The organism is Microbacterium sp. NPDC089321 (assembly GCF_040684935.1).
Taxonomy (GTDB): Bacteria; Actinomycetota; Actinomycetes; order Actinomycetales; family Microbacteriaceae; genus Microbacterium.
Genome location: NZ_JBFBGX010000001.1, coordinates 1,550,223 through 1,575,863 on the forward strand (window position 1 = coordinate 1,550,223; position 25,641 = coordinate 1,575,863).

25 protein-coding genes, 1 tRNA gene and 1 other RNA gene are annotated in these 25,641 nt (G+C 69.2%); 21 read left to right on the top strand and 6 right to left on the bottom strand.

Features of this window, described 5'->3' with window-relative positions:
* Positions 1-8 precede the first annotated feature (8 nt).
* The 4 genes from rplA (at position 9) to AB0N59_RS07335 (ending at position 3,103) form a co-directional block, all read left to right on the top strand.
* Positions 9-698 carry a 50S ribosomal protein L1 gene (gene rplA, locus AB0N59_RS07320; protein WP_363480803.1) on the top strand — a complete coding sequence of 230 codons (690 nt, stop codon included), beginning with the start codon at positions 9-11 and terminating at the stop codon, positions 696-698.
* A 144-nt stretch (positions 699-842) separates the two neighbouring features.
* A complete protein-coding gene (locus tag AB0N59_RS07325) occupies positions 843-1,661 on the top strand; it encodes an amino acid ABC transporter substrate-binding protein (RefSeq protein WP_363480806.1) in 819 nt (272 codons plus the stop codon).
* Between the two features lie 10 nt (positions 1,662-1,671).
* The gene (locus AB0N59_RS07330; RefSeq protein WP_363480809.1) at positions 1,672-2,334 is read left to right on the top strand and encodes an amino acid ABC transporter permease; all 663 of its coding nucleotides are present in this window, start codon (positions 1,672-1,674) and stop codon (positions 2,332-2,334) included.
* Positions 2,321-3,103, top strand: coding sequence for an amino acid ABC transporter ATP-binding protein (locus tag AB0N59_RS07335; RefSeq protein ID WP_363480812.1), 783 nt, complete (start codon positions 2,321-2,323; stop codon positions 3,101-3,103). Before AB0N59_RS07330 ends, AB0N59_RS07335 begins: the two co-directional genes overlap by 14 nt.
* A gap of 27 nt (positions 3,104-3,130) precedes the next feature.
* Here the strand turns inward: AB0N59_RS07335 and AB0N59_RS07340 are convergent, their stop codons facing one another.
* Positions 3,131-3,811: a LysE/ArgO family amino acid transporter gene (locus AB0N59_RS07340; RefSeq protein ID WP_363480815.1), complete on the bottom strand. Its 681-nt coding sequence runs from the start codon at positions 3,809-3,811 to the stop codon at positions 3,131-3,133.
* A gap of 70 nt (positions 3,812-3,881) precedes the next feature.
* Between AB0N59_RS07340 and AB0N59_RS07345 the strand changes: the two genes are divergently transcribed.
* Positions 3,882-4,769 (top strand): LysR family transcriptional regulator ArgP, encoded by an 888-nt coding sequence (locus AB0N59_RS07345; RefSeq protein ID WP_363480817.1) that lies wholly within the window; start codon positions 3,882-3,884, stop codon positions 4,767-4,769.
* 4 nt (positions 4,770-4,773) lie between these two features.
* Here the strand turns inward: AB0N59_RS07345 and AB0N59_RS07350 are convergent, their stop codons facing one another.
* Positions 4,774-5,451, bottom strand: coding sequence for a YqaJ viral recombinase family protein (locus AB0N59_RS07350; protein ID WP_204974407.1), 678 nt, complete (start codon positions 5,449-5,451; stop codon positions 4,774-4,776).
* Between the two features lie 256 nt (positions 5,452-5,707).
* Here AB0N59_RS07350 and AB0N59_RS07355 point away from each other — a divergent pair, with 256 nt between their 5' ends.
* The 3 genes from AB0N59_RS07355 to rplL all read left to right on the top strand — a co-directional run bounded on the left by AB0N59_RS07355 (position 5,708) and on the right by rplL (position 7,940).
* Complete coding sequence (locus AB0N59_RS07355; protein ID WP_363480820.1) at positions 5,708-6,682, top strand: hypothetical protein; 975 nt, start codon at positions 5,708-5,710, stop codon at positions 6,680-6,682.
* Between the two features lie 334 nt (positions 6,683-7,016).
* On the top strand, positions 7,017-7,505 hold the full coding sequence (gene rplJ / locus AB0N59_RS07360) for a 50S ribosomal protein L10 (protein ID WP_204974405.1): 489 nt from the start codon (positions 7,017-7,019) through the stop codon (positions 7,503-7,505).
* A 51-nt stretch (positions 7,506-7,556) separates the two neighbouring features.
* On the top strand, positions 7,557-7,940 hold the full coding sequence (rplL, locus tag AB0N59_RS07365) for a 50S ribosomal protein L7/L12 (RefSeq protein WP_204974404.1): 384 nt from the start codon (positions 7,557-7,559) through the stop codon (positions 7,938-7,940).
* A 79-nt stretch (positions 7,941-8,019) separates the two neighbouring features.
* Here rplL and AB0N59_RS07370 read toward each other — a convergent pair whose 3' ends face one another.
* Positions 8,020-9,027: a LacI family DNA-binding transcriptional regulator gene (locus AB0N59_RS07370; protein ID WP_363480824.1), complete on the bottom strand. Its 1,008-nt coding sequence runs from the start codon at positions 9,025-9,027 to the stop codon at positions 8,020-8,022.
* Positions 9,028-9,276: 249 nt separating this feature from the next.
* Between AB0N59_RS07370 and AB0N59_RS07375 the strand changes: the two genes are divergently transcribed.
* From AB0N59_RS07375 to AB0N59_RS07405, 7 genes are all read left to right on the top strand, one after another.
* Positions 9,277-10,611, top strand: coding sequence for an extracellular solute-binding protein (locus AB0N59_RS07375; protein WP_363480827.1), 1,335 nt, complete (start codon positions 9,277-9,279; stop codon positions 10,609-10,611).
* 90 nt (positions 10,612-10,701) lie between these two features.
* Complete coding sequence (locus tag AB0N59_RS07380; protein WP_363480830.1) at positions 10,702-12,042, top strand: sugar ABC transporter permease; 1,341 nt, start codon at positions 10,702-10,704, stop codon at positions 12,040-12,042.
* Positions 12,042-13,010 carry a carbohydrate ABC transporter permease gene (locus tag AB0N59_RS07385; RefSeq protein ID WP_363480832.1) on the top strand — a complete coding sequence of 323 codons (969 nt, stop codon included), beginning with the start codon at positions 12,042-12,044 and terminating at the stop codon, positions 13,008-13,010. Before AB0N59_RS07380 ends, AB0N59_RS07385 begins: the two co-directional genes overlap by 1 nt.
* 112 nt (positions 13,011-13,122) lie before the next feature.
* Positions 13,123-13,788, top strand: a complete 666-nt coding sequence (locus AB0N59_RS07390; RefSeq protein ID WP_363480835.1) for a phosphatase PAP2 family protein — start codon at positions 13,123-13,125, stop codon at positions 13,786-13,788.
* Positions 13,763-14,365: a GNAT family N-acetyltransferase gene (locus AB0N59_RS07395; RefSeq protein WP_363480838.1), complete on the top strand. Its 603-nt coding sequence runs from the start codon at positions 13,763-13,765 to the stop codon at positions 14,363-14,365. Before AB0N59_RS07390 ends, AB0N59_RS07395 begins: the two co-directional genes overlap by 26 nt.
* 58 nt (positions 14,366-14,423) lie before the next feature.
* Positions 14,424-14,511, top strand: a tRNA-Ser gene (locus AB0N59_RS07400).
* Between the two features lie 122 nt (positions 14,512-14,633).
* Positions 14,634-15,533 (top strand): rhodanese-related sulfurtransferase, encoded by a 900-nt coding sequence (locus AB0N59_RS07405; protein WP_363480841.1) that lies wholly within the window; start codon positions 14,634-14,636, stop codon positions 15,531-15,533.
* 18 nt (positions 15,534-15,551) lie between these two features.
* On the opposite strand, the gene AB0N59_RS07410 is transcribed toward AB0N59_RS07405, so the two are convergent.
* The 3 genes from AB0N59_RS07410 to AB0N59_RS07420 are packed head-to-tail and all read right to left on the bottom strand — an operon-like array spanning position 15,552 to position 19,901.
* Entirely contained in the window at positions 15,552-17,741 is a 2,190-nt protein-coding gene (locus AB0N59_RS07410) for a DUF3488 and transglutaminase-like domain-containing protein (protein WP_363480844.1), read from the bottom strand.
* A complete protein-coding gene (locus AB0N59_RS07415) occupies positions 17,734-18,918 on the bottom strand; it encodes a DUF58 domain-containing protein (RefSeq protein ID WP_363480847.1) in 1,185 nt (394 codons plus the stop codon). The genes AB0N59_RS07410 and AB0N59_RS07415 overlap by 8 nt, the downstream gene beginning before the upstream one ends.
* Before the next feature lie 5 nt (positions 18,919-18,923).
* Positions 18,924-19,901, bottom strand: coding sequence for a MoxR family ATPase (locus AB0N59_RS07420; protein WP_363480850.1), 978 nt, complete (start codon positions 19,899-19,901; stop codon positions 18,924-18,926).
* A 104-nt stretch (positions 19,902-20,005) separates the two neighbouring features.
* Between AB0N59_RS07420 and ffs the strand changes: the two genes are divergently transcribed.
* The 6 genes from ffs (at position 20,006) to AB0N59_RS07450 (ending at position 25,613) form a co-directional block, all read left to right on the top strand.
* Positions 20,006-20,102, top strand: an RNA gene (ffs, locus tag AB0N59_RS07425) — signal recognition particle sRNA small type.
* Positions 20,103-20,180: 78 nt separating this feature from the next.
* The gene (locus AB0N59_RS07430; protein WP_363480852.1) at positions 20,181-20,789 is read left to right on the top strand and encodes a rhomboid family intramembrane serine protease; all 609 of its coding nucleotides are present in this window, start codon (positions 20,181-20,183) and stop codon (positions 20,787-20,789) included.
* On the top strand, positions 20,786-21,436 hold the full coding sequence (locus AB0N59_RS07435; RefSeq protein ID WP_363480855.1) for a hypothetical protein: 651 nt from the start codon (positions 20,786-20,788) through the stop codon (positions 21,434-21,436). Before AB0N59_RS07430 ends, AB0N59_RS07435 begins: the two co-directional genes overlap by 4 nt.
* A 9-nt stretch (positions 21,437-21,445) precedes the next feature.
* Entirely contained in the window at positions 21,446-23,551 is a 2,106-nt protein-coding gene (gene pta / locus AB0N59_RS07440) for a phosphate acetyltransferase (RefSeq protein WP_363480858.1), read from the top strand.
* Positions 23,548-24,768: an acetate kinase gene (locus AB0N59_RS07445; RefSeq protein WP_363480861.1), complete on the top strand. Its 1,221-nt coding sequence runs from the start codon at positions 23,548-23,550 to the stop codon at positions 24,766-24,768. Before pta ends, AB0N59_RS07445 begins: the two co-directional genes overlap by 4 nt.
* 104 nt (positions 24,769-24,872) lie before the next feature.
* The gene (locus tag AB0N59_RS07450) at positions 24,873-25,613 is read left to right on the top strand and encodes a beta-phosphoglucomutase family hydrolase (protein ID WP_363480864.1); all 741 of its coding nucleotides are present in this window, start codon (positions 24,873-24,875) and stop codon (positions 25,611-25,613) included.
* Positions 25,614-25,641: the final 28 nt, after the last annotated feature.

The window sequence follows — 25,641 nt, forward strand, 5'->3', positions numbered from 1 at the left end:
AGATAACAATGGCTACCAAGTCCAAGGCATACCAGGCTGCCCTCGCCAAGATCGAGGCAGACCGTTTCTACACCCCTACCGAGGCTGTCGCCCTCGCGAAGGAGACCGGCTCGTCGAAGTTCGACTCGACCGTCGAGGTCGCGCTGAAGCTCTCGGTCGACCCCCGCAAGGCAGACCAGATGGTGCGCGGCACCGTCATGCTGCCCCACGGCACCGGCAAGACCGCTCGCGTCATCGTGTTCGCGAACGGCGCTGCCGCTGAGGCCGCCATCGCCGCAGGCGCCGACGAGGTCGGTGGAGCCGAGCTCATCGAGAAGGTCGCCGCAGGCTGGACCGATTTCGACGCAGCCGTCTCGACCCCTGAGCTCATGGGCCAGGTCGGTCGTCTGGGTAAGGTGCTCGGCCCCCGTGGCCTCATGCCCAACCCCAAGACCGGCACCGTGACCCCCAACCCGGCCAAGGCCGTCGAGGAGATCAAGGGCGGAAAGATCGAGTTCCGCGTCGACAAGCACGCCAACGTGCACTTCATCGTCGGCAAGTCCTCGTTCACCGCTGAGCAGCTCGACGAGAACATCGGCGCAGCTCTCGAGGAGATCGTCCGCCTCAAGCCGTCGAGCTCGAAGGGCCGTTACATCCAGAAGGGCGCCGTGTCGACCACGTTCGGCCCCGGCATCCCGCTGGACGTCAACGCCATCTGAGTCCGAGTGACTGAGAACGCCCCCGCCGGTTCGCCGGCGGGGGCGTTCTGCATGTCACACGGCGTCATTCGCGCCCCGGCCCCTCTCCGCGCGCATAGTGTGAGATCACCGCGTCACCGCACCGCACACCCCAGGAGGGTTCTCATGTCCCGTCGTCTCATCGCCGCCACCGCACTCGTCATCGCAGCCACAGCGCTCACCGCCTGCAGCGGCTCGACGGCACCCGCCTCCAGCAGCTCGGCGGAGTCCGGTGCCGGCGCCGACCTCGGACTCGTCAAGGACGGCACTCTCACCGTGGCGACGGAGGGCACGTACCGTCCGTTCAGCTTCCACGGAGACGGCGGCACGGGCGCCCTGACCGGCTACGACGTCGAGATCATCCAGGCAGTGGCCGAGAAGCTCGACCTGGAGGTGGAGTTCCAGGAGACGCAGTGGGATGCCATCTTCGCGGGCCTCGATGCAGGACGCTTCGACGTCATCGCGAACCAGGTCACCATCAACGACGAGCGCGAAGAGAAGTACCTCTTCAGCGAGCCGTACACCGTGTCGCCCGGCGTCATCGTCGTGAAGGACGACGACGACTCGATCAGCTCGTTCGACGACCTCGAGGGCAAGACCGCCGCGCAGTCGCTGACGAGCAACTGGAACGAGCTCGCGAAGGAGTCGGGAGCGAAGATCGAGGCCGTCGAGGGCTGGGCCCAGGCGGTCGCGCTGCTGCGTCAGGGACGCGTCGATGCCACCATCAACGACAAGCTCACCTTCCTCGACTACGAGACCACCGACGGTCCCACCGGCCTGAAGATCGCCGCCGAGACCGACGAGGCGGGCGAGCAGGCGTTCGCCTTCACCAAGGACAAGACCGCGCTCGTGAAGGCTGTCGACGGTGCGCTCGACGAGCTGCGGGCCGACGGGACGCTCGCGGAGATCAGCGAGAAGTACTTCGGCGAGGACGTCACCGAGTAAGCTCGCGTCGATGGATGCCTGGCAGCTCTTCCTGAACTCACTGGGCCCGATCGCACTCGCAGGCCTCACGGCCACGGTGCCGCTCGCGCTGGTGTCGTTCGCGCTCGGGCTGCTCATCGCCATCGGGATCGCGCTGATGCGCATCTCGGTGAACCCGGTGCTGTCGAACCTGGCTCGGTTCTACATCTCGGTGATCCGCGGCACGCCGCTGCTCGTGCAGCTGTTCGTGATCTTCTACGGGATGCCGTCGATCGGCATCACGATCGACTCCTGGCCCAGCGCGATCATCGCCCTCTCGCTGAACGTCGGCGGCTACGGCGCCGAAGTCGTGCGAGCCGCGATCCTGTCGGTGCCGAAGGGGCAATGGGAGGCCGCGTACACGGTCGGGATGAACCGCACGCGCACCCTGACCCGGGTCATCCTCCCGCAGGCGGCCCGGGTGTCGGTGCCGCCGCTGTCGAACACCTTCATCTCGCTCGTGAAGGACACCTCGCTCACCTCGCTGATCCTCGTGACCGAGTTGTTCAAGGTCAGCCAGCAGATCGCGTCGACCACCTACGAGTTCATGGTGCTGTATCTGGCGGCAGCGCTCGTCTACTGGGTGTTCTGCCTGGTGCTGTCGTTCGGGCAGAGTGCCGTCGAGAGGAGGCTCGATCAACGTGTCGCGCACTGATTCGTCTCCGCCGCTGCTGACGGCGAGCGGGCTCCACAAGCGCTTCGGCGACAACGAGGTGCTGCGGGGGATCGACCTGACCCTGCACCGCGGCGAGGTCGTCGTGCTGATCGGGCCGAGCGGCTCGGGCAAGACCACTGTGCTGAGGTCGCTGAACGGCCTGGAGACGCCGGATGCCGGATCGGTCGTCGTCGACGGCGGGCCCGAGATCGACTTCGCCGAGCGGGTGACGCCGCGGCAGCGCCTCGCGCTGCGCGATCGCTCGGCGATGGTGTTCCAGCATCACAACCTGTTCCCGCACTTCACGGTGCTCGAGAACGTGATCGAGGGACCGTGGCGTGTGCAGGGGCGTCCGAAGACCGAGGTGGTCGCCGAGGCCCGGGGGCTGCTCGAAAGGGTCGGCCTCGGCGACCGGGCCGACGCCCGCCCGCACGAGCTCTCAGGCGGTCAGCAGCAGCGGGTCGGCATCGTGCGCGCGCTGGCCCTGCGCCCCGATCTGCTGCTCTTCGACGAGCCCACGAGCGCCCTCGACCCCGAGCTCGTCGGCGAGGTGCTGCTGGTGATCAAGGAGCTCGCCGATGAGGGCTGGAGCATGGTCGTCGTGACGCATGAGCTCAGCTTCGCCCGGGAGGCGGCCGACCACGTGCTGTTCATGGATGCCGGCGTGGTGGTGGAGGAGGGGCATCCGTCGCAGATCTTCGGCGCGCCCCGCGAGGAGCGCACGCAGCGGTTCCTCACCCGCATCCTCCGCCCGCTCGACGGGGCCTGAGCGAGGCCTCCTCGCGGCTCGCCGGGGTCAGCCGGTGAAGACGGGCAGCACGAGCAGCACGCCCATGACGACCAGCAGCGCCGCGATGACCGTGTCGAGGATGCGCCACGCCCGCGGCGTCCGCAGCCAGCGGCCCAGGTGGCGGGCGCCGAAGCCGAGGGCGAAGAACCACGTGATGCTGCCGAGGATGGCACCCCCGGCGAAGACCCAGCGCGCGTCGCCGTGCGTCGCGGCGATCGACCCGATCAGCAGCACGGTGTCGAGGTAGACGTTCGGATTCAGGAACGTGAACGCGAGGGTCGCCGCGAGAACCGGTGCGAGCCGCGACCGCGAGAGGGTCGCTGTTCCGCCGCTGGACGCGGATCCTGATCCGGATGCCTGTGCCGATCCGGATGCCTGTGCTGCGTCCGCCACGAGGGTCTCGCCCTCTGCCCGCCATGCGCGCCGCGCGGCGAGGATGCCGTAGACGACCAGCGAGATGCCTCCCAGCCATCGGGCGGCGACGATCAGCCAGGGCAGTTCGGCGATGAGGAAGCCCAGGCCCGCCGTGCCGACGAGCACGAGCGCCGCATCCGATGCGGCGCAGATGAGCACCACCGGCAGCACGTGCTCGCGGCGCAGGCCCTGACGCAGCACGAAGACGTTCTGGGCGCCGACGGCGATGATCAGCGAGTACATGAGTCCGAGACCGGAGAGGAAGGTGAGCACGGATCAACGCTAGAGCCGATGGTCGATCAGTTCCAGCGAAGATCCCTGTCATTGCATTAGCGTGACTTATATGAAGATCGACGCTCAGCTGGCGGCCACCGTGGCCATGGTCGTCGATGAGGGCAGCTTCGAGGCTGCCGCCCGGCGGATGCACGTCACGCAGTCGGCCGTGAGCCAGAGGATCAAGACGCTCGAGCAGCAGATCGGTCGCGCCGTCGTCGTGCGCTCGCGGCCCGTCCGGGCCACCGAGGCCGGAGAGGCGCTCGTGCGCCTCGCGCGCCAGGTGGCCCTGCTCGAGCACGACACCGTCGCGGCGTTCGGGCTCGGCGACGCCGCCGGGGTCGCCGCCCCGCGCGTACGTGTGCCCCTCGCCGTCAACGCCGACTCGATGGCCACGTGGTTCCTGGCTCCGCTCGCGCGCGTCGCGCGGCAGCATCCGATCGACGTCGACCTGCACCGCGACGACCAGGACTACACCGCCCGCATGCTCGAGTCGGGCGAGGTGATGGCGGCCGTGACCAGCGAGGCCGATCCGGTCGGCGGCAGCGCCGTCACCCCGCTCGGCGTGCTCGAGTACCGCGCCATGGCGACCGCCGATTTTGTGCAGCGCTGGTTTCCCGAAGGCGTCACCGCAGAGGCGCTCGCACGCGCGCCCTTCGTCGACTTCGATCGGCGAGACGCGCTGCAGCAGGGCTGGCTCCGCGCCAGGGGAGTGGACCCGTGGCAGGTGCCTCGCCATTACGTGCCCGCATCGCACGACTTCTCCGAGGCCGTGCGCCTGGGGCTCGGCTGGGGACTGATCCCGGCGCCGCACCTCTCGGATGCGCTTGTGTCACTGGGAGAGCCGCGCATCCGTGTGCCGCTCTACTGGCAGCAGTGGAACCTGCGATCGCCGCTGCTCGATGCGATCGCCGAAGAGGTCGCCGCCGAAGCCGCGCTCGTGCTCGCGCCGATGTGAGCGACTACTCCGACAGCGCCAGTGCGCGGAACATGTCGCGCTCGCGCAGCGCGTTGCGCCGGCTCGGCGCCAGCGGGGCACGGGTAGGAGGGGCCTGACCGGTCGTGCGGCGGTAGAGCTCGTCGATCAGCCGGGTCGCGAGGGCCACGAGCTGGCCGATCTCCTTCTCGTCGCGGTCGATCCACACCGAGCGCGGCTCGTCGTGGATCGGGTTGAAGTCGTCGTGCTCCTCCCACACGAACAGCGTGCGCTCGGCGCCGAGCACGTGCTGCTGCCACCACACCTGTCGCAGGTAGGTGCGGGGGATGGTGCGCCACGACTTGTTGGTCGTCTTGATCTCGGCGAGCAGCACGCGGCCCTCTCCGTCGACGCAGATGCCGTCGGGCGTCGCCAGGTGGCGCTTCTCGATCTCGGCGTGGAAGAGCGCGGAAGAGGGGAGGATGCCGTGCGTCGCCGCGACCCAGGCCGCGATCTCCGGCTCGCGCCGCCGCCCGTGGTCGGTGTAGGCGTTGCCGCCGAAGCGCGGACCAGCCCCGAGCTTGGCATCCGCCGCCCGCGAGATCGAGGCCTCTCCGGAGAGCCCGGCGACGTCCGTCGCGGTGATCCCGCGTGCTCGCGCCCGAAGCCATGCGACGCGATCGCGGGAGTCCGCGAGGATGCGCGCTTGGAGTTCGGGAGTCACCCCAAGAGCCTAACGCTCACCTCCGGACATCCCTTCTCTCCCACGCCGCTTCGCCGCGCCCCGTCGCGCTGATGTCGAGCGCACCATCAGTCGCCGAGTGCACCACGTGGCCACGCGGATAGGTGGTGCTCTCGGCGTGAAGTGGTGCGCTCGCCGCGCATCCGGTTGTTCTGCACAATCCGGCGGTCCGTCGAGTTGCCCACAGCGCGTGGGTAGTCCAACCGGACAGGATGGCGGGATGCGGTGAGGTTGGCGCATGCGCAAGCCCGTTCCCGATCTCGCCGTCGAGATCCGCTCCCGTCGGATGCTGTTGCTGGCCGGATGGACGGAACGCTCAGTACAGCGAGCGGTGAGGGCCGGACGGATGCACGTGATCCGGCGCGGCTGGTACATCGACGCGGAAGAGTGGGCCTCGCTGTGGCCGGAGGAGAGACACCGCGCTCATGTCATCGCGGTCGTGCGCGACGCGTGGACCGCGGCTCCCGTCTGCCGCACCTCGGCAGCAGTGCTGTGGGATCTGCCGCTGTACCGCGTTCAGCCCAGGTCGGTGCACCTCCTCTGCGGTCCCGAGAGACGGAACTCCAGCGGCGATGATGTCACGCGCCACATCGAACCGTACGGCCCGCTCGACGTCGAGGTGATCGACGGCATCCCGTGCACGAGCCTGTCGAGAACCGTCTTCGACCTGATCCGGACCCTTCCGAGAGAAGCGGCGGTCGCCGTCGCCGATGCAGCCGAGCGGCAGATGGCGCTGCGAGGGCGGGAGTGGGACCTGGATGCCGTCGAGTCGTGGCGCCTCGGCATGGCGCAGCGGATCGCCGAGCACCCCGGAGCCCGCGGCATCCGCCAGGCGCGGTGGGTCTCGGAGTTCGCCGACGGCCGCGCCCAGCTGCCCGGCGAGAGCGTCAGCAGGCTTCAACTGCATCGGCTCGGATTCGCTCCGCCGCGCCTGCAGGTCGAGATCGCCGGCCCGCAGGGACGCCCGTACTTCGTGGACTTCGGCATGGACGATGTGCGCTTCTTCGGCGAGTTCGACGGTGAGACGAAGTATCGGGACGCGGCGATGCGTCAGGGCAGGTCGCTCGAGGACGTGCTGATCGAGGAGAAGAGACGAGAGGACTGGATACGGGGGCGCACCCGATGGGGGCTGGTGCGCTGGGGATCGGCGCACATCCGCACGTCGCGCAGCCTCGGCGCTCGGCTGGCCGAGTTCAGTGTGCGGGCGCCGTGAGCACCGAGTGCACCACATATCGTCCAGCGCACCGGAAACGGACGTCGCCAAGTGGTGCACTCGACGGCAACTGGTGCAGGGGCGGGAGCGAGTCGCGCCGACCCCGGATTTGGGCGAGGGGAGCGGATGCCGTACAGTTGGTCATAACCGAAGACCGCCGGTCATCGTCGTGTGCGAACGTGACGATCGAAGCACTGCTCAGCAGGGGCCCGCGCAGGTGTGCGAATTTCTTCTCGAAGCTCCGTGCGCTTGCGCCGGAGCTTTTCTCATGTCGTGGGGCGGTCGAGGTCGACGTCCCGCATCCGCGTGGCGTCCGTACACGTAAGGAGTGACCATGGCGCAGAAGGATGCAACGGTTGCCGAGCTCACGAAGTCTTTCGAGAACTCGAACGCCGTCCTGCTGACCGAGTACCGCGGTCTGACGGTTGCCCAGCTCAAGGAGCTGCGCGGCAACATCCGTCAGGACGCGGAGTACGCCGTGGTGAAGAACACGCTGACCAAGATCGCCGCGAACAACGCGGGGATCACGTCGCTCGACGAGGACCTCAAGGGTCCCTCGGCCGTGGCGTTCGTGCACGGTGACTTCGTCGCCACTGCCAAGGCTCTGCGTGACTTCGCCAAGGCCAACCCGCTTCTCGTGATCAAGGGCGGCGTTTTCGAGGGCAAGGCCCTCGACGCCGACGAGGTCAACAAGTACGCCTCGCTCGAGAGCCGTGAGGTTCTGCTGGCGAAGGCAGCGGGCATGATGAAGGCGACGATGGGCAAGGCTGCCGCCACCATCGACGCGCTTCGCGAAAAGCTGGAGACCGCCGAGGCCGCGTGAGCGACCGGCGATCCCCTCACAACAACCACACCTTTATCTAGGAGATACATCATGGCGAAGCTTTCCACTGAGGAGCTGCTGGAGCAGTTCGCAGGCCTCACCCTCGTCGAGCTCAGCGATTTCGTGAAGGCGTTCGAGGAGAAGTTCGACGTCACCGCGGCCGCCCCGGTCGCCGTTGCCGGCGCTGCCGGTGGCGCTGGCGCTGCTGAGGCCGAGGAGGAGAAGGACTCGTTCGACGTCATCCTCGAGGCTGCCGGCGACAAGAAGATCCAGGTCATCAAGACCGTCCGCGAGCTCACCTCGCTGGGCCTCGGCGAGGCCAAGGCCGTCGTCGACGGTGCTCCGAAGGCCGTCCTCGAGGGCGCCAACAAGGAGACCGCCGAGAAGGCGAAGGAGGCCCTCGAGGCCGCCGGCGCCACGGTCACCCTCAAGTAATCACGCTTCACTGCGTAGCGAAGGCCCCCGGTTCCGACCGGGGGCCTTCTGCCGTTCCGGTGGGCGGCGCGCTCGGCGGTCAGGGCCTCGGAACCGCGGTGGATGCCCGCACGACCAGCTCGAGCGGAAGCGCCCGCTGCTCGGGCGGCGCGTCGGGGGCATCCATCCGGCACCGCAGCAGCTCGACTGCGGCCAGACCCTGCGCCCGGGGATGCTGACGCACGGTCGTCAGCGTGAACATCTCCGCATGGGCGTGATCGTCGATCCCGACCACGCTGAGCTCGGCCGGCACGGACAGCCCCAGGCGCCGCGCGGCGATGATGCCGCCGATCGCCGCCTCGTCGCAGACCGCGACGAAAGCGGTCGGTCTGCTCTGCCGATCACCGAGCATGCGCACACCTGCCTCGTATCCGCCTGGCGTCGTCGGCTCACCCGGCGCATGCCGGATCGCCGGCTGCAGCGACGCGGCGGACATAGCAGAGCGGTATCCGCGCAGTCGCTGCTCGTCGCCGTAGGCGTGCGTCGCGGCATCCTCGCGTCCACCGAGGAAGGCGATGTCGCGGTGTCCGAGATCGATCAGATGCTCCGTCGCGATGCGGGCCGCCGCCTCGTCGTCGATCGAGACCGAGCTGTTCTCGTCGTGGTACGCGCCGATGCTGACCAGAGGCGATCCGACCTGCACGAGTCGCTCCAGCTCGTGGTTGCTCGGCTGGATGCCGATGGCGATGATCCCGTCGAGTCGGCGGCGGGGGAGGACGTCGGAGAAGAGCCGTTCGCGTTCGGCCGAACCCTCCTGGGTTCCGTAGAGCACCAGGTCCTGTCCTGCGGCCAGGAGCCCTTCCTGGATGCCCGCGAGAAGCTCCGCGAAGAACCAGCGGTCCAGGGCGGGCATGATCACGCCGACCGACAGCGACCGCCCGGTGGCGAGGCTGGTCGCCGAGGAGTGGGCGACGTAGTGCAGCTCGCGAGCGGCGGCGCGCACGCGCTCCCTGGTGCCGGTGGAGACGTAGCCGCCGCCGCTCAGCGCACGGCTGGCCGTGGCTTTGGACACGCCGGCTCTCGCGGCGACGTCGGCGATCGTGCTCATGCTGCTGCTCCTCGGATCGGGCGCAGTCAGATTACCGAGATCGCGCGTAGAAGGGAACCGGTTCCACAGGTTACGCTGTGGGAGCGCTCCCACGTGCGGGGTCACGTCTGCACAACGGTTGTGAGATTGTCTCCGCGTGGCATTGTGCCGGGACGCCCGGGGCAAGTAGGTTGTCCTGGAATCGGTTCCTCAACGTCGCGGAATTCTCCGCCGAAGAGGTCCGGAACACCCTGGAAGAGGAGAAAACACATGGCTCTGTCACAGCGATACCGCCTGCTTGCTCCCCTCGCCCTGGTCGGAGCGACTGCGATCGCCCTGACCGGATGCGCGGAGGCCACCCCCGGAGAAGGAGGCGGCGACGGCGACGTCAAGGGCGCGACCGTCCGCATCTCCGGAGGCATCACGGGCACGGAGGCCGACGACCTCAACGAGAGCTTCGCCGCCTTCGAGAAGGAGACCGGCATCAAGGTCGAGTACACCGGCGACAAGAGCTTCGAGGGCAACATCGTCACCAAGGTGACCGGTGGCGACGCCCCCGACATCGCGGTCGTCCCCCAGCCCGGTCTGCTCAAGACCCTCGTCGAGACCGGCAAGGTCGCAGAGGCTCCCGAGAGCGTCGCGAAGGCCGTCGACGAGAACTGGTCGAAGGACTGGAAGAAGTACGGCACGTTCGACGACACGTTCTACGCGGCTCCCATGCTCGCGAACCTGAAGGGCTACATCTGGTACTCGCCCGCCAAGTTCAAGGAGTGGGGTGTCGAGGTCCCCAAGACGTGGGACGAGATGATCACGCTCACCGACACCATCAAGGAGAAGTCGGGTCAGGCGCCCTGGTGCGTCGGATTCGCCTCGGGTGACGCCTCCGGCTGGCCCGGCACCGACTGGATCGAGGACCTCGTGCTCCGTCAGTCCGGTCCTGAGGTCTACGACAAATGGGTGTCCGGTGACGTCAAGTTCACGGACCCTGAGATCAAGGACGCCTTCGACGCGGTCGGCTCGATCATCCTCAACCCCGACTACGTCAACGCCGGTTTCGGTGACGTGAAGAGCATCAACTCCACCGCGTTCGGCGACGTCGCGGCCAAGGTCGCCGACGGCAGCTGCGCGCTGACCCACCAGGCGTCGTTCCTCTCGGCGAACTTCCTCGACGTGAAGAACGCCGATGGCGAGACCCCGGAGGTCGGCCCCGACGGTGACGTGTACGCGTTCATCACCCCCGGCCTGACCGAGGGTGAGCTGCAGGTCGAGGGTGGCGGCGAGTTCGTCGCCGGCTTCAACGACGACGCAGCCACGGTGAAGGTGCTCGAGTTCATGGCCTCGCCCGAGTTCGCCGACGCACGCGTCGAGCTGGGCGGCGTGATCTCCGCGAACAAGAACGCCGACGCCAGCCTGGCAGGCAGCGAGTTCCTGCAGGAGGCCATGGGCATCCTCCAGGACGACTCGACCGTCTTCCGCTTCGACGCGTCCGACCTCATGCCGTCCACGGTGGGCTCCGGCTCGTTCTGGAAGGGCATGGTCGACTGGGTCGACGGCAAGGCGACCGACCAGGTCCTGAAGGACATCCAGGCAGGTTACGAGAACTAGTCGGTGGCGCTAGTCTGAGCGCAATCCGCTGGTGAAAGCGGGGTCGGGCAGCGATGCCCGACCCCGCATCCGTACTCAGAAGGGGATCCCATGTCACTGCTGACAGTCGACGACAAGGAAACGGCGGAACTGCCGAAGACGACGCACGGGGTGGATGCCAAGGGGCGCCGAGTCACGAAGATCGTGGTCGCCGCCGGCTTCATCCTCATCGCCGCGATGCTGTTCCTGCTCATCATCTCGGCTCCGGTCGAAGACCCCGCGCGCATCGCCCTGGGGCCGGCGTCGCTCAACAACTTCTTCCTGTGGCTGGGTGGACTGCATCCGCTGGCGCAGATCCCCGCCGTGCTGCTCGTCTTCGGGGTGGTCGTCGGCATCGTCCTCGTCCTCATCGAGTTCGCACCCCGCCCCGGTCGGGGCTACTTCATCATGCGACTGGTCGCATGCCTCGTCATCCCGGTGCTGGCGCTCATGCTGCTGCGCCCGTACTCGAACGCCGTGCTCTACGTCGTCGCGATCGCGCTTCTCTCGGGTGCGCTTCTCTTCTTCGCCGACTACCGCTCGCGCCAGGGCGCCGGCTACCTCTTCCAGCTCGTGCTGTTCATGGCGCCCGCCGCGATCATGCTCCTGCTAGGCCTGATCTACCCGGCCATCTCGACCTTCATCAAGTCGTTCTTCAACAAGACCGGCGACGAGTTCGTCGGCCTCGAGAACTACGTGTGGGTCTTCACCAACCCGGTCGGCACCTGGTCGGTGATCAACACCCTGATCTGGGCGCTGCTCGCCCCCACGATCTCGGTCGCGTTCGGTCTCGCCTACGCCGTCTTCATCGACCGCGCGCGCGGTGAGAAGCTGCTCAAGGTGCTCGTGTTCATGCCCGTCGCGATCTCGTTCGTCGGCGCCGGCATCATCTGGAAGTTCATGTACGACTACCGGCAGGGCGACCAGCTGGGCCTGCTCAACGCCATGGTGACGATGTTCGGCGGCGACCCGGTGAACTGGCTCGCCGTCAAGCCGCTGATCAACACCTTCATGCTGCTGATCGTCTTCATCTGGACGCAGACGGGCTTCGCGATGGTCATCCTCTCGGCCGCGATCAAGGCAGTGCCCACCGAGCAGCTCGAGGCGGCGGAGCTCGACGGCACGAACGCCTGGCAGCGGTTCTGGAACGTCACCGTGCCGGGCATCCGGTCGTCGCTGATCGTCGTCCTGACGACGATCACGATCGCTTCGCTGAAGGTCTACGACATCGTCGCGGTGATGACCGGCGGCCGCGACGACACCACCGTTCTCGGCTTCGAGATGGTCAACCAGCAGCAGCGCTTCCAGAGCTACGGTCACTCATCGGCGCTCGCCGTGGTGCTGTTCCTGTTCGTGCTGCCCCTGATCATCTACAACGCCCGTTCACTGTCGAAGCAGAGGGAGATCCGCTGATGAGCGCCACCGAAGCCATCGTCCGCGACACGCGCACCAAGCGCCAGGTCGCCCGCGACACTAGGCGCAACGAGGCCATCGCCCACAAGAAGCTGACCTCGAAGGGCGCCACGATCGCCGCCGCGATCATCGCGGTGTTCTGGACCATCCCCACCTTCGGGCTGTTCGTCACGTCGTTCCGGCCTGGTGCCGACACCCAGTCCACAGGCTGGTGGACGGCCTTCACCAACCCCGAGTTCACCTTCGCGAACTACGTCGAGGCCCTCAACGCCGGCGGCACGTCGACGACCCTCGCGACGGCGTTCGTGAACTCGCTCGCCATCACGATCCCGGCCACGGTCTTCCCGATCGTGATCGCGGCGCTCGCCGCGTACGCCTTCGCGTGGATCGACTTCAAGGGCCGCAACATGCTGTTCGTGTTCGTGTTCGCCCTGCAGATCGTGCCGCTGCAGATGGCCCTGGTGCCGCTGCTCAGCCTGTTCTCGGAGGGCCTCACGATCAACGACGTGGCTGTCTTCCCCGGTCTCACACTCAACGATGTCGAGTTCAGCTTCGCGAGGGTATGGATCGCGCACGCGATCTTTGCGCTGCCGCTCGCGACGTTCATGCTGCACAACTTCATCGCCGAGATCCCTGGCGACATCGTCGAGGCAGCACGGGTCGACGGCGCCGGTCACGGACAGGTGTTCTTCCGGATCATCCTGCCGCTGGCGATGCCGGCGATCGCCTCGTTCGCGATCTTCCAGTTCCTCTGGGTGTGGAACGACCTGCTGGTCGCGACGATCTTCGCCTCTCCGGGAGCGCTGCCGATCACCCAGGCCCTCAACTCGCTGTCGGGCACCTGGGGCAACCGCTGGTTCCTGCAGTCGGCGGGAACCTTCATCTCGATCATCGTTCCGCTGATCGTGTTCTTCGCCCTGCAGCGCTTCTTCGTGCGCGGCCTGCTGGCCGGCGCGACGAAGGGCTGATCCCGCCCGAACCATCGACGCCCTCCCGAATCGCGGTTCGGGAGGGCGTCGGCGCGCCAGGGACCGACGCCGATATCCCGGGGTTGCCTGGTCGCAGGGGCACAATGGGACGATGACGAGACGGAAGCTGCTGATCGCCGGAAGCGCGATGCTGACCCTCGCCGCGCTGCTGGGCGTGCTCGTGGTGCTGCTGCCCCGAGGTGCGACCATCGGACTCGACGCGTTCTGGAACCACCTGATGTCGCAGGTGCGCCAGGACTGGATGCTGTCGGCGGCGTACGCGCTGAACTGGATCGGCGGAGGCTGGGTCGCGATCGCTCTCGTGCCGCTGCTGATCGTGCTGCTGCTCGTGCTGCTGGGTCGATGGCGCGGGGCCGTGTTCGCGGCTCTGTCCTTCGTGGTGAGCGCCGGCCTCACCCAGCTTCTGAAGGAGATCTTCGCCAGAGCGCGACCCGATGACATGCTCGTGACCTCGGACTTCGGCTCATTCCCCTCAGGGCATACGTCGAACGCGGCGACTATCGCCGTGGTTCTCTGGCTCGTGTTCCCCCGCGTCTGGATGGCGATCGCCGGGGTCCTCTGGGTGGTCGCTATGGCGCTGTCGCGCACTCTGCTCGCCGTGCACTGGATCACCGACACGCTGGGCGGTGCGCTCGTGGGAGCATCGGCTGCCCTGATCGTCGGCGCATTCGTGCTCTCGTGGGCGTCACTAGGCTGGTTGCCGACCCCCGAACCCGCACAGAGGAGCCCTCGTGACGCAGATCCGCCCGTATCGTGACGCCGATCGCGACGCCCTCTACGACATCTGCGTGAAGACGGCGGATGCCGGGGGCGACGCGACCGGAATCTTCACCGACGACCGGCTGTGGGGCGACGTCTTCGCCGCACCGTATGCCGTGCGGCATCCGGATCTCGCGTGGGTGGTCGAGTCGGCCGACGGGCGGACGATCGGCTACGTCGTCGCGACGGACGACACGGATGCCTTCGAGCGGTGGTTCCGCGAAGAGTGGTGGCCCTCGAAGCAGGGCCTGTACCCGCTCTCGGGTGCGGCCGAGCCGACCCGCCAGGACGGCATCATCGGCTATGCCAGCCGCCGCGCGCCCGGCAGCGAGAAGCACGCGGCCGAGTATCCCGCGCACCTGCACATCGATCTGCTGCCCGAGACACAGGGGCAGGGCCTCGGCCGGCGCCTCATCGAGACCCTGTTCGCCGAGTTGAGGGCCCGGGGCGTACGCGGTCTGCACCTGGGCATGAACCCGACGAACACCGGCGCGGGTGCGTTCTACGAGCGCCTCGGCATGCACCGGCTCGACTCCGGCCCCGACACGACGATGTACGGAGTGCGGTTCGACTGAGCCCGATCCTGGTCCGATGCGATGCGCGCGATCGGATAGGATGGACAGGTTGTTCCCTGGTGACGTGTCCGAGCGGCCGAAGGAGCACGCTTGGAAAGCGTGTGTTGTGCAAGCAACCGCGGGTTCGAATCCCGCCGTCACCGCCAAACGCCGTGAGCCCCGCACGAAGTGCGGGGCTCACGGCGTTTCCGCTGTCGGGTGGCACGTCGCTGCCCCAGGGCCCCGCGACGCCTGAGGGCCCGAGCACGGTGAGACGTAGAATCTCCTGGTGCCCACTCCGAAGATCGTGCTGTTCTACGCATTCGCGCCGCTGGCCGATCCTCAGGCGATCCGGCTCTGGCAGCGGGATCTCGCCGAGTCCCTCAAGCTGCGCGGGCGGATCATCATCTCGAAGGACGGCATCAACGGCACGCTCGGAGGCGACCTGCCCGCGGTGAAGAAGTGGCTGCGCCGGTTCCGCGAGCATCCGGCGTTCACGGACGCCGACATCAAGTGGAGCGAAGGCACCGCGATCGACGCCGACGGATTCAGCGCCGACTTCCCGAAGCTGAGCGTCAAGGTGCGTGACGAGATCGTATCGTTCGGGGCGCCGGACGAGCTGCGGGTCGATGAGCACGGAGTCGTCGGAGGCGGCGCGCGTCTCGACCCCGAGCAGCTGCACCGCCTGCTCGCGGAACGCGGCGACGACGTCGTGTTCTTCGACGGGCGCAATGCGCTCGAGGCCGAGATCGGTCGGTTCAGGAACGCCGTGGTGCCAGACACCGACACCACGCGCGACTTCGTGCGCCTGCTCGACGAGGGCGTCTACGACGACCTCAAGGGCAAGCCTGTCGTGACCTACTGCACGGGCGGCATCCGCTGCGAGGTGCTGTCGAGCCTGATGGTGTCGCGCGGCTTCGGCGAGGTGTACCAGCTCGACGGCGGCATCGTGCGCTACGGCGAGAAGTACGGTGACGACGGTCTGTGGGAGGGCTCGCTGTACGTGTTCGACAAGCGCGGATCGGTCGATTTCAGCGACCACGCTGCGGTCATCGGCACGTGCGCCGGCTGCGGCGCGGCGACGAGCCGCACGGCGAACTGCCCCGACGCGTCGTGCCGTCGTCAGTTCGTCGTGTGCGCGGACTGCGGCACCGTGCCCTGCCGCGACCACAGCGCAGCCGGCGCCTGAGTCCGGGAGAGCGGCGGGTCACCGCCGCCTGATGAGGGACGCGGGCAGCAGCCAGGCGACCAGTCGTCGTCGCCCGCTGACACTCGCCTCGAGCTGTGCGATGACGGGGCGCAGCGGCGCACTCAGATCCCGCTCCGCGGTCTCGCGACCCGAATAGCTCCGCCGCTCGACGGCATCCACCAGAATCCCCAGCGACTCGGCGTCGACCCCGTGCGCCGTGGCGAGCGACTGCGCACGCGTTCGCGCGGTCTCGGACGCCTGCAGCGGCAGCCGCAGGTCGGCCATCGTGTCGGCCACCTCACGCCATGCGGCCATGGCGTCGCCGTGCCGGGCACGGCTGACGCGCCGCATCCGCAGCAGTGCCCGGCCGAGCCCGGGCAGCAGCAGCACCAGCAGGATGCCGACGGTGACGAGGATCACGGGTGTCGGGTCGAGTCGGGGCAGTGCGCCGCCGCCACCCGCACCCGCGTCCTCATCGCTGCGGTCGGGGCCCGAGGTCGATGACGACGAGGGAGCCGCGGTGGGCGATGGCGAGGCCGTCGGCGAATCCGGATCGTCGCCCTCGCCCGAGCCTGCCTCGGAGACGAAGTCCGTGGGCGTGCCGAGCGTCGCCGTGGGCTCGAACGGCACCCAGCCGATGCCGCGGAAGTACACCTCGGGCCAGGAGTGCAGCTTGTCGCTGGTGACCGAGTAGACCCGGTCGTCGCCTCGCGTCTGGTCGGTCGACGTGCCGGGCAGGTATCCGACGACGATCCGCACCGGCATGTCGAGCGACTGGGCCATGAGTGCGAAGGCCCCGGCGAAGTGGATGCAGTAGCCGCTGCGCACCTCGAGGAACGTCGCCACCGCATCGGCTCCCGTGCCGTCGAAGCCGTCTTCGACGGGCGCGTCGAGCGAGTACGTGAACTCGGCGCGGAACCAGTCCTGAAGCGCCAGCAGCCGGTCGTAGTCGGTGTCGGCGTCGGCGGTGACCTCTCGGGCGAGATCGCCGATGATGTCGGGGAGGCCCTCGGCGGGGGCGGCGACGAGCTCCGCCCCTCCTGCGCTGGTGGCGCGGATCTGCTCGAGGCTCGGCGCGGGGGTCGCGGTCTGCACGGTGTAGTCGGCCCCGGCGGCATCCCGCGTCGGGCTGATCACGGTGCGGTTGAGCGGCATCGCCTGCCAGCCCTCCGGCAGGCCGCTGATCTCCTCGGCTGCGTACGGCACGGGCAGACGCGAGCTCGAGATGCCCACGACCCTGATCGACACCTCCTGCTCGACCGTGTCGATCGGATCGCTCCACGGCCGGGTGCCGAAGCCCTCCTCGACGGGGTTGCGATCGGAGCGGTCGGGGCGCCAGATCTCGCCGTCGAATCGCGAGAGGGTGGCCATGCGCAGGTACGGCGGAGCGGATGCCGAGGTGACGACGGTCAGCGCCTCCGTCTCATTCGGGCGGCGCAGATCGTCGCCCAGCCGAAGGTCGGCGCTCACGGTCATCGCCTGCCCGGCGCCGCCCCTGGGCTCGGTGAGGGGCAGGGCCGGAGCCACGAGCACGGTGGCTACGATCGCGGCCGCGCCGATGAGGCCGGCGGCGACGAAGGGGGAGTGCCGAGTGGCGTCGCGATCGTGCCGCGCGCCGAAGCGCAGCACGACCAGGATCATGATCGCCTGCAGCACGAACCACACGAGGTTCACCGACCCGAACGTCAGCAGCATGGGCACCGCGCCGACGACAGAGGTGAACAGCACCGTGAGCACGACCAGGCGCTGCGCGATCAGGTGGTCGACGAGCAGGGCGACCAGCGTGAACGCGAGTCCCATCGCGGTCGTCATCGAGACCGTCGGGTCGATCGGTGCGACGCCGTTCGAGATCTCGTCGACCGCACGCTGCAGTCGCAGGCCGGTCAGCTCTATGCTCGCCGACGTCGGCACGGCACCGAACTCGGCCGTCTCGCCGGCCAGCAGATTCGTGAGGGTGAGAGCCAGCGCGATCAGCTGCACCAGCAGGGTGAGCAGAGACCGGATGCCCTCGCGCAGCCGCGCGAACAGCATCCGCCCCGCCATCCCCGAGACCGCCACCGCGACGATGACCGCGACCACGACGAACGTCCACGGACCCGGCATGATCACGCCGGTGTACGGCCACATCGCCAACAGGCTCGCCACGGCGGCGAGCACGGCCGGCCCGACGACGCCGGGGCGGCGCTCGGTGCGCAGCCGCTCAGTCACGGGGTGCCTTCGCCTGCGGCATCGCCGACTCCCACACCTCGGCGGGGTCGGAAGCAGCGGTCAGCGACGCCACGCTCCACCCGTGGTCGGAGGCGAGAGCCAGGGCATCCCGGCTCGCACCGGCCGCGATCAGCATCGGGGCGGACGCGCCCGCAGTGCTGAGTCGAGCGGCGTCGTCCGCGTCGATCGCTCCGGTGATGACGACCAGCGGGCCAGGGGGCGTGCCGCCGACGATCGCCCTGAGGTCTCGCGGCTCGCCGCGGGGGATAACGGTCGCCAGCGCGACCATCAGGCCGTCGCGGTCGTCTTCGTGCCCCCGCAGGGCGCCCAGAAGGGAGCCGGCACTGTCGAACACGTCGACGCTGTAGCCGTCCTGCACGAAGCGCAGCGCGGCTGAGGCGCACAGTGAGACGGCGGCTTCGAAGGCCGGATCGGGCGCGTCGCCGGGGCGCGCCCAGCGGGAGGCCGCGCGGTCGAGCACGACCACGGCATCGGGGCTCGCCTCTTCCTCCTCCTGCCGCACCATCAGCGAGCCGCGGTGCGCCGTGGCGCGCCAGTGGATCCGCCGGCGGGAGTCACCGGACATGTACGCGCGGGGGATGAGGTTGTCGGCGCCCTGGCCGAGCCTGGTCGACCTCGTCTGCGCCGCACCGCCGGCGGCTCCGACCTTGGTCGGCAGCGGCGACAGCGCGACGACCTGCGGCACCACGGTGATCATGCGGGTCTCACCGAACGCCTGCACGCGCTGCGCGAGCCCGAACGGGTCGACCGTGCGCAGCAGCAGCGGACCCAGCGTCGCGGTGCCGCGGCGCACGCCCTCGAGGTCGTAGTGGAGCAGCCTCGTCTCACCGGGGTACTCGCCACCCGCCTCGCCGCGCACGGCGTCGGGCAGGGTGTCTCGCCAGTGCCCGTGCGGGATGCCGGGGGCGTAGAGCTCGAAGCGCACCGTGACCTTCGAGGTCTCGCCGACCGACAGCAGATCGGTGGAGATCTGGCGCCACACCTCGCCACGGCGCCGCGGCGCCCGCACGACCAGCAGCGAGATCAGCGGCAGCACCAGCAGCAGCATGCCGAGGTAGAGCAGAGGACGGGCCGAGAGCACGTTCGCGGCCACGCACAGCAGCACGCCGAGCACCAGGCAGGCGGCTCCCCGTGCTGTCAGCGGTCGCGTGCGCATGGTGCTCAGACGCGCGCGGCGAAGGGCACGGGAACCCGCGAGACGATCTGACGCAGAGCCGCCTCGACCGGCTGCGCACCGGCGCGGTGCACGCCCCGGGCCGCGAGAAGGCGGTGCGCGAAGACCGGGATCACGAGATCGGCCAGGTCATCGGGTACCACGTAGTCCCGGCCGTCGAGTGCCGCGATCACCTTCGCCGCGCGCACCAGCTGCAGCGTGGCGCGCGGGCTCGCGCCGAGGTGCAGGCTCGGGTCCTGCCTGGTGGCCTGCGCGAGGGCGACGGCGTACTCCTCGAGCGACTCGGCGACGTGCACGCGGCGGGCCCACGCGATCAGCGCGCGCACGGTCGCGGCGTCGGTGACGGGAGTGATCGCGGCAAGCGGATTGGCGGTGTCGCGCTGGCGCAGCATGAGCGTCTCGGCGGCGGCATCCGGATACCCCATCGAGATGCGCATCATGAACCGATCGCGCTGCGCCTCGGGCAGGGGATAGGTGCCCTCCATCTCGAGCGGGTTCTGGGTGGCGACCACGAGGAACGGCTCAGGCAGGGGGTGGCTCGAGCCGTCGACCGTGACCTGGTGCTCCTCCATCGCCTCGAGCAGGGCGGACTGGGTCTTGGGCGAGGCGCGGTTGATCTCGTCTGCGATCACGATGTGCGCGAAGATCGCGCCTCGCTTGAACTCGAACTCCCGCTCGACGGGGTCGTACACCGCGACGCCCGTCACGTCGCCCGGCAGCAGGTCGGGGGTGAACTGGATGCGGCGCACCGTGGCGTCGACGCTCGCCGCCAGAGCTCGCGCGAGCATCGTCTTGCCCACACCAGGCACGTCCTCGATGAGCAGATGCCCCTCGGCCAGCAGGCAGACCAGAGCGCTGCGCACGGCATCCGGCTTGCCGTCGATCACCGACGACACCGACGCGACGATGCGGGACGTGTGCTGGGCGAACTGCTCAGCGGTGATCGACGGTGCGTTCTCGTGCATGCGGGTCCCCTCGACGCGACGGTGCGTCTGATGATCGTAACCCGCTGCGACCCCCGCCCGACCCGTCGCGTGCGAAGCGCTCTCCCGGGTCGGGTAGACTGATCGACGGCTCTCCGCGTGACGGCATCCAGGCCAATTCCCCCAGGACGGAAACGTAGCAAGGGTAACCGGGCTCTGTCGGGTGCGCGGAGGGTCTTTTCCTTTCCCGAGCGGAGGCGCTCTCCCGGGCGGCGACCCGGATCTCGGCTCGCTCACCGGATGCCCTGCGAGGATCGACCCGTGACCGCTCCCGCCGCACGCTCCCGCTCCGCCGGCCGCTTCCTCGCGCCCGTCGCCCTGCTCGCCCTGATGTGGGCGATCCAGCTGCTCGACGCGCTGCTGCCCGGATCGTTCACCGGGTGGGGCCTTCGCTCGTGGGACCCCACCAGCTTTCCCGGGCTCGTGCTCGGCCCCCTGCTGCATGCGAACTGGGCCCATCTGATCAGCAACTCCTTTCCCCTGCTCGTGCTCGGCTGCCTCGTCGCCGTCGAGGGAGCCAGGCGGTTCTGGGCCGTGACGGGGATCATCGCGGTCGTGGGCGGAGCCGGCACCTGGTTCCTCAACGCGCCGGGCACGCTCACCGTCGGCGCGTCCGTCCTGGTCTTCGGGTACTTCGGCTACACGGTGCTGCGCGTCTTCGCACCCGGGCGGGTGTCGCACCGCATCGCGTACGCCGCGATCGCCCTCATCGTCATCGTCCTGTACGGCACCACCGTGCTCACGGGCATCTTCGGAGCCGCGGCCGGCGTCTCATGGCAGGCGCATCTGTTCGGTGCCATCGGCGGCGGCGTGGCGGCGCTGGGGGCCAGGCGCCCGCCCCGCGCGAGCCGCGCCCCCGTACGACCATGAGCGCACGCCGTCGACGCCGTCCCTCGCGCCGCCGCACCCGCCGGCGGGGACTCAGGGTCGCCGCGGTCACCGTCGGGGCCGCGATCCTGGCATCCGGTGTGCTGGCCGTCCTCGCCCTGATCACCGCGCCCCGACCCGAGGGCTACTGCCTCGACCGGCCCGAGGCCTACCCCGCGTTCGGGATCAGCGGATGGCGGGGCGAGCAGCTCGAGAACGCGGCCGTCATCGTGCGCACCGCCCGAGAGCTCGGGTTCGCCCGCGACGGGCAGATCATCGGCGTGATGGCCGCGATGGGCGAGAGCTCGCTGCGCAACATCGACCACGGCGACTGGGAGACCTCGGGCGTGACGAACCCCGACGGCAGCCGCACGACGAGCATCGGCCTGTTCCAGCAGCAGGAGTGGTGGGGGAGCACCGCCGAGCGCATGGACCCCGCCACCGCGTCGGCGATGTTCTTCACGCGGCTGAGGCGCGTGCCCGACTGGCGGAGCCTCGAGCCCTCGCACGCCATCAACCGCGTGCAGATCAATTCCGACCGCGAGCATTACGCCCGTTTCGCCGACGACGCGGCGGCCGTCGTCGACGCCCTCTCGGGCCCGTGCCCCACTCCGTCGGCGTCCAGGCCGGGCGCAGGAGACGCTCACTAGGCTGAGCGCGTGGCGCAGAGCATCTACATCACCTCAGCCGAGGGGCACACCGGCAAGTCCACGATCGCGCTGGGCGTGCTGGACGCCCTGATGCGGGTCTCGCCGCGGGTCGGCGTCTTCCGGCCGGTCGCGCGCAGCGAATCCGAGCGCGACCACGTGCTCGAGCTGCTGCTCGCGCACGACGGCGTGCACCTCGACTACGACGACTGCATCGGAGTGACGTACGACGATGTGCGCCGCGACCCGGAGGGCGCGCTCGGCACGATCGTCGCGCGCTTCAAGGCCGTCGAGGCGCAGTGCGACGCCGTGGTCGTGGTCGGCAGCGACTACACGGACGTCGCCGGTCCCGCCGAGCTGGGGTACAACGCGCGCATCGCCGCCAACCTCGGGGTGCCGGTGCTGCTCGTGCTCTCGGGCCGCGACAGCCAGAACCAGGCCGAGCAGCTCGGAACCACGACGGCGCGCACCCCCGCGCAGGTGCGGCAGCTCGCCGCCCTCGCGCTCTCCGAGCTCGCGGCCGAGCGGGCCGAGCTCTTCGCGGTCATCGTCAACCGCGCCGACCCCGCAGCCGCGAAGGAGATCGTCGAGGGCGTCGCCGGCGACCGCACGCCGGTGTGGGCGATCCCCGAGGAGCGCTCGCTGGTCGCGCCGTCGATGGGCACGATCATGCGGGCCGTCGACGGCCGTCTCGTCCGCGGCGCCGAGCGGCTGCTCGACCGCGAGGCGTACAGCGTGGTCATCGCCGGGATGTCGATGGTCAACGTGCTCCCGCGTCTCGTCGAGGGAGCCGTGGTCATCATCGCCGCCGACCGCACAGAGACCCTGCTCGCCACTCTGCTCGCCGCGAGCTCCGGCACCTTTCCCGAACTCGCGGGCATCGTCCTCAACGGACCGTTCGAGCTGCCTGAGCCCGTGCTGCAGCTCATCGACGGCTTCGAGCTGCCCGTGCCGATCATCGCGACCGATCTCGGCACCTTCGACACGGCCGTGCGCATCATGAGCGCCCGCGGCCGCATGACCGCAGAGTCGACCCAGCGGTACCAGACCGCGCTGTCGCTGTTCCAGGCTCATGTCGACACCACCGAGCTGACGGTCGAGATGGGCCTCGCCCGCTCCACGGTCGTCACCCCGCTGATGTTCCAGTACCAGCTCATCGAGCGGGCACGCGGCGCACGGAAGCGCATCGTGCTCCCGGAGGGCGACGACGACCGCATCCTGCGAGCGGCCTCCATCGTCCTCGCCCGCGGCGTGGCCGACCTCACGATCCTCGGCGACGAGAGCGAGATCCGGGCCCGCGCGTCTGCGCTCGGGCTCGACATCGCCTCGGCGCAGATCATCAGCCCCACCGACCCCGAGCTCGTGGAGCGGTTCGCCGCCGAGTACGCGCGGCTGCGCTCGCACAAGGGCGTCACCCTCGGGCAGGCGGCCGACACGGTCACCGACGTGTCGTACTTCGGCACGATGATGGTGCACCTGGGCCTGGCCGACGGGATGGTCTCGGGAGCCACGCACACCACGGCGCACACCATCCGTCCGTCCTTCGAGATCATCAAGACCAATCCGGGCGTCGACGTGGTCTCGAGCGTCTTCCTCATGGCGCTCGCCGATCGCGTGCTCGTCTACGGCGACTGCGCGGTCATCCCCGATCCGACCAGCGCACAGCTCGCCGACATCGCGATCTCCTCCGCCGCGACGGCACGGCGATTCGGAATCGAGCCGCGTGTCGCGATGCTCTCGTACTCCACCGGCGAATCGGGCTCGGGGGCAGACGTCGAGAAGGTGCGCGAGGCGACGGCGCTGGTACGCGAGCGCATGCCGCAGCTGCCCGTGGAAGGCCCCATACAGTACGACGCAGCCGCGGATGCTGCGGTCGCCAAGACGAAGATGCCGGATTCCGAGGTCGCGGGCCGCGCGACGGTGTTCGTCTTCCCCGACCTGAACACGGGCAACAACACGTACAAGGCCGTGCAGCGTTCGGCGGGCGCCGTGGCCATCGGGCCCGTGCTGCAGGGGCTGCGCAAGCCCATCAACGACCTGTCGCGCGGAGCCCTGGTCGACGACATCGTCAACACCGTCGCCATCACGGCGATCCAGGCGCAGGGAGAGCAGTCGTGAGCGTCGTCCTGGTCATCAACAGCGGCTCGTCGTCGCTGAAGTACAGCCTCATCGAGGTCGAGCGCGAGCGCGAGCTGGCCAGCGGCCTCATCGAGCGCATCGGCGCGGGCGGCATCGTCAGCCACCGGGTGTTCGCCCTCACCGAGCCGAGCGTGCCCGCGCCGACCGTGCTCGACGAGCGCTTCGAGGAGCAGCGTCCGGTCGCCGATCACGACGAGGCGTTCTCGGTCATGCTCGCGCAGTTCGCCGAGCACGGGCCGAGTCTCGACGAGCACCCGCCTGCGGCTGTCGGGCACCGCGTGGTGCACGGCGGCGCTCGCTTCTTCGAGCCGACCGTCATCACCCCGCTCGTCGAGATCAACATCGAAGATCTGTCGGTGCTCGCGCCGCTGCACAACCCGGCCAACGTCGCGGGCATCAGGGCGGCACGGGCCGCCTTCCGCGACGTGCCGCATGTCGCGGTGTTCGACACCGCCTTCCACCAGACGCTCGCACCGGCCGCGTACACCTACGCGCTCGACACGGCCATCGCCGGCGAGCATCGCATCCGGCGCTACGGCTTCCACGGCACGAGCCACAAGTACGTGTCGGAGGCCGCGGCGCGGTTCATCGGCCGAGACCTCGCCGACCTGCGGCAGATCGTCCTGCACCTGGGCAACGGCGCCTCGATCACGGCGATCGAGGGAGGCCGCTCGGTCGAGACGTCCATGGGATTCACGCCCCTCGAGGGACTCGTGATGGGCACCCGCACCGGCGACATCGACCCGGCTGTCCTGCTGCATCTTGCGCGGCGGGCGGGCATGGGCATCGACGACCTCGACGCGCTGCTCAACAAGCGCAGCGGGCTGCAGGGGCTCGCGGGCAGCAACGACATGCGCGACATTCTCGCCGGCCGCGCGAAGGGCGACGAGGCCTCGGCTCTCGCCTACGACGTGTACGTCCACCGGCTGCGCGCCTACGTCGGCGCCTACATCGCGCAGCTCGGAGGAGTCGACGTGATCTCCTTCACCGCGGGGGTCGGAGAGAACGTGGCCGACATCCGCGCCGACGCGGTGAGCACTCTCGGGTTCGCGAGCGTGCGGGTGGAACCGGAGCGCAACGCCGTGCGCGGCCCCGGCATCCGCCGTATCTCCGCCGACGGCTCCGCCGTCGCGGTGCTCGTGGTGCCCACCGACGAGGAGCTCGAGATCGCCCGTCAGACGCTCTCGGTCATCTGACCCGATGCGGGTCGGACGACCCGTCCCGCCCCCGCCCGTCAACCCTCTCCGCGTGGCGCCCGCGCTCACTAGGCTGGATGCGCACGTCCGATCCAGGAGGTTCCATGTCTGACGCACTCCCCGACCTGCACAGCGCCCCCGGCGTCCTCTTCGACCTCGACGGGGTGCTCACCCCGACTGCAGAGGTGCACATGCGCGCCTGGCAGAAGGTGTTCGACGAGGTGTTCGCGCGCTGGGGCATCCAGCCCCCGTACACCGACGCCGATTACTTCGCCTACGTCGACGGCAAGAAGCGCTACGACGGCGTCGCCAGCCTGCTGCGCAGCCGCAACATCGAGATCCCCTGGGGAGAGGTCACCGACCCTCCCGAGGCCGAGACGATCTGCGGTGTCGGCAACCGCAAGAACGACGCGTTCATCTCGGTGCTGCGCAGCGAGGGCATCGCGCCCTACCCCGGGTCCCTCGCCCTGATCGAGAGCCTGCGCGACGCCGGCGTGCCCATGGGCGTCGTGTCGAGCTCGAAGAACGCCGAGGAGGTGCTCGGCAGCGCCGGCATCCGCGACTTCTTCCACGCCGTCGTCGACGGACTCGTCGCCGAGCGCGACCACCTCGCCTCGAAGCCGGCCCCGGACATGTTCCTCGAGGGGGCGCGGATGCTGGGTGTCGACCCCGCGCAGTCCATCGCGGTGGAAGACGCCGTCTCGGGCGTCGCCTCGGCCGCCGCCGCCGGATACGGCTCGGTCATCGGCGTCGATCGCGGCGCCGGGCCCGATGCGCTGCGCGAGGCCGGCGCGACCGGTATCGTCGATGATCTTGCGCGCCTGCTCGGCGACGCGCAGAACTGACCCCTCGAACGCCTCCCCTCACCCGCTT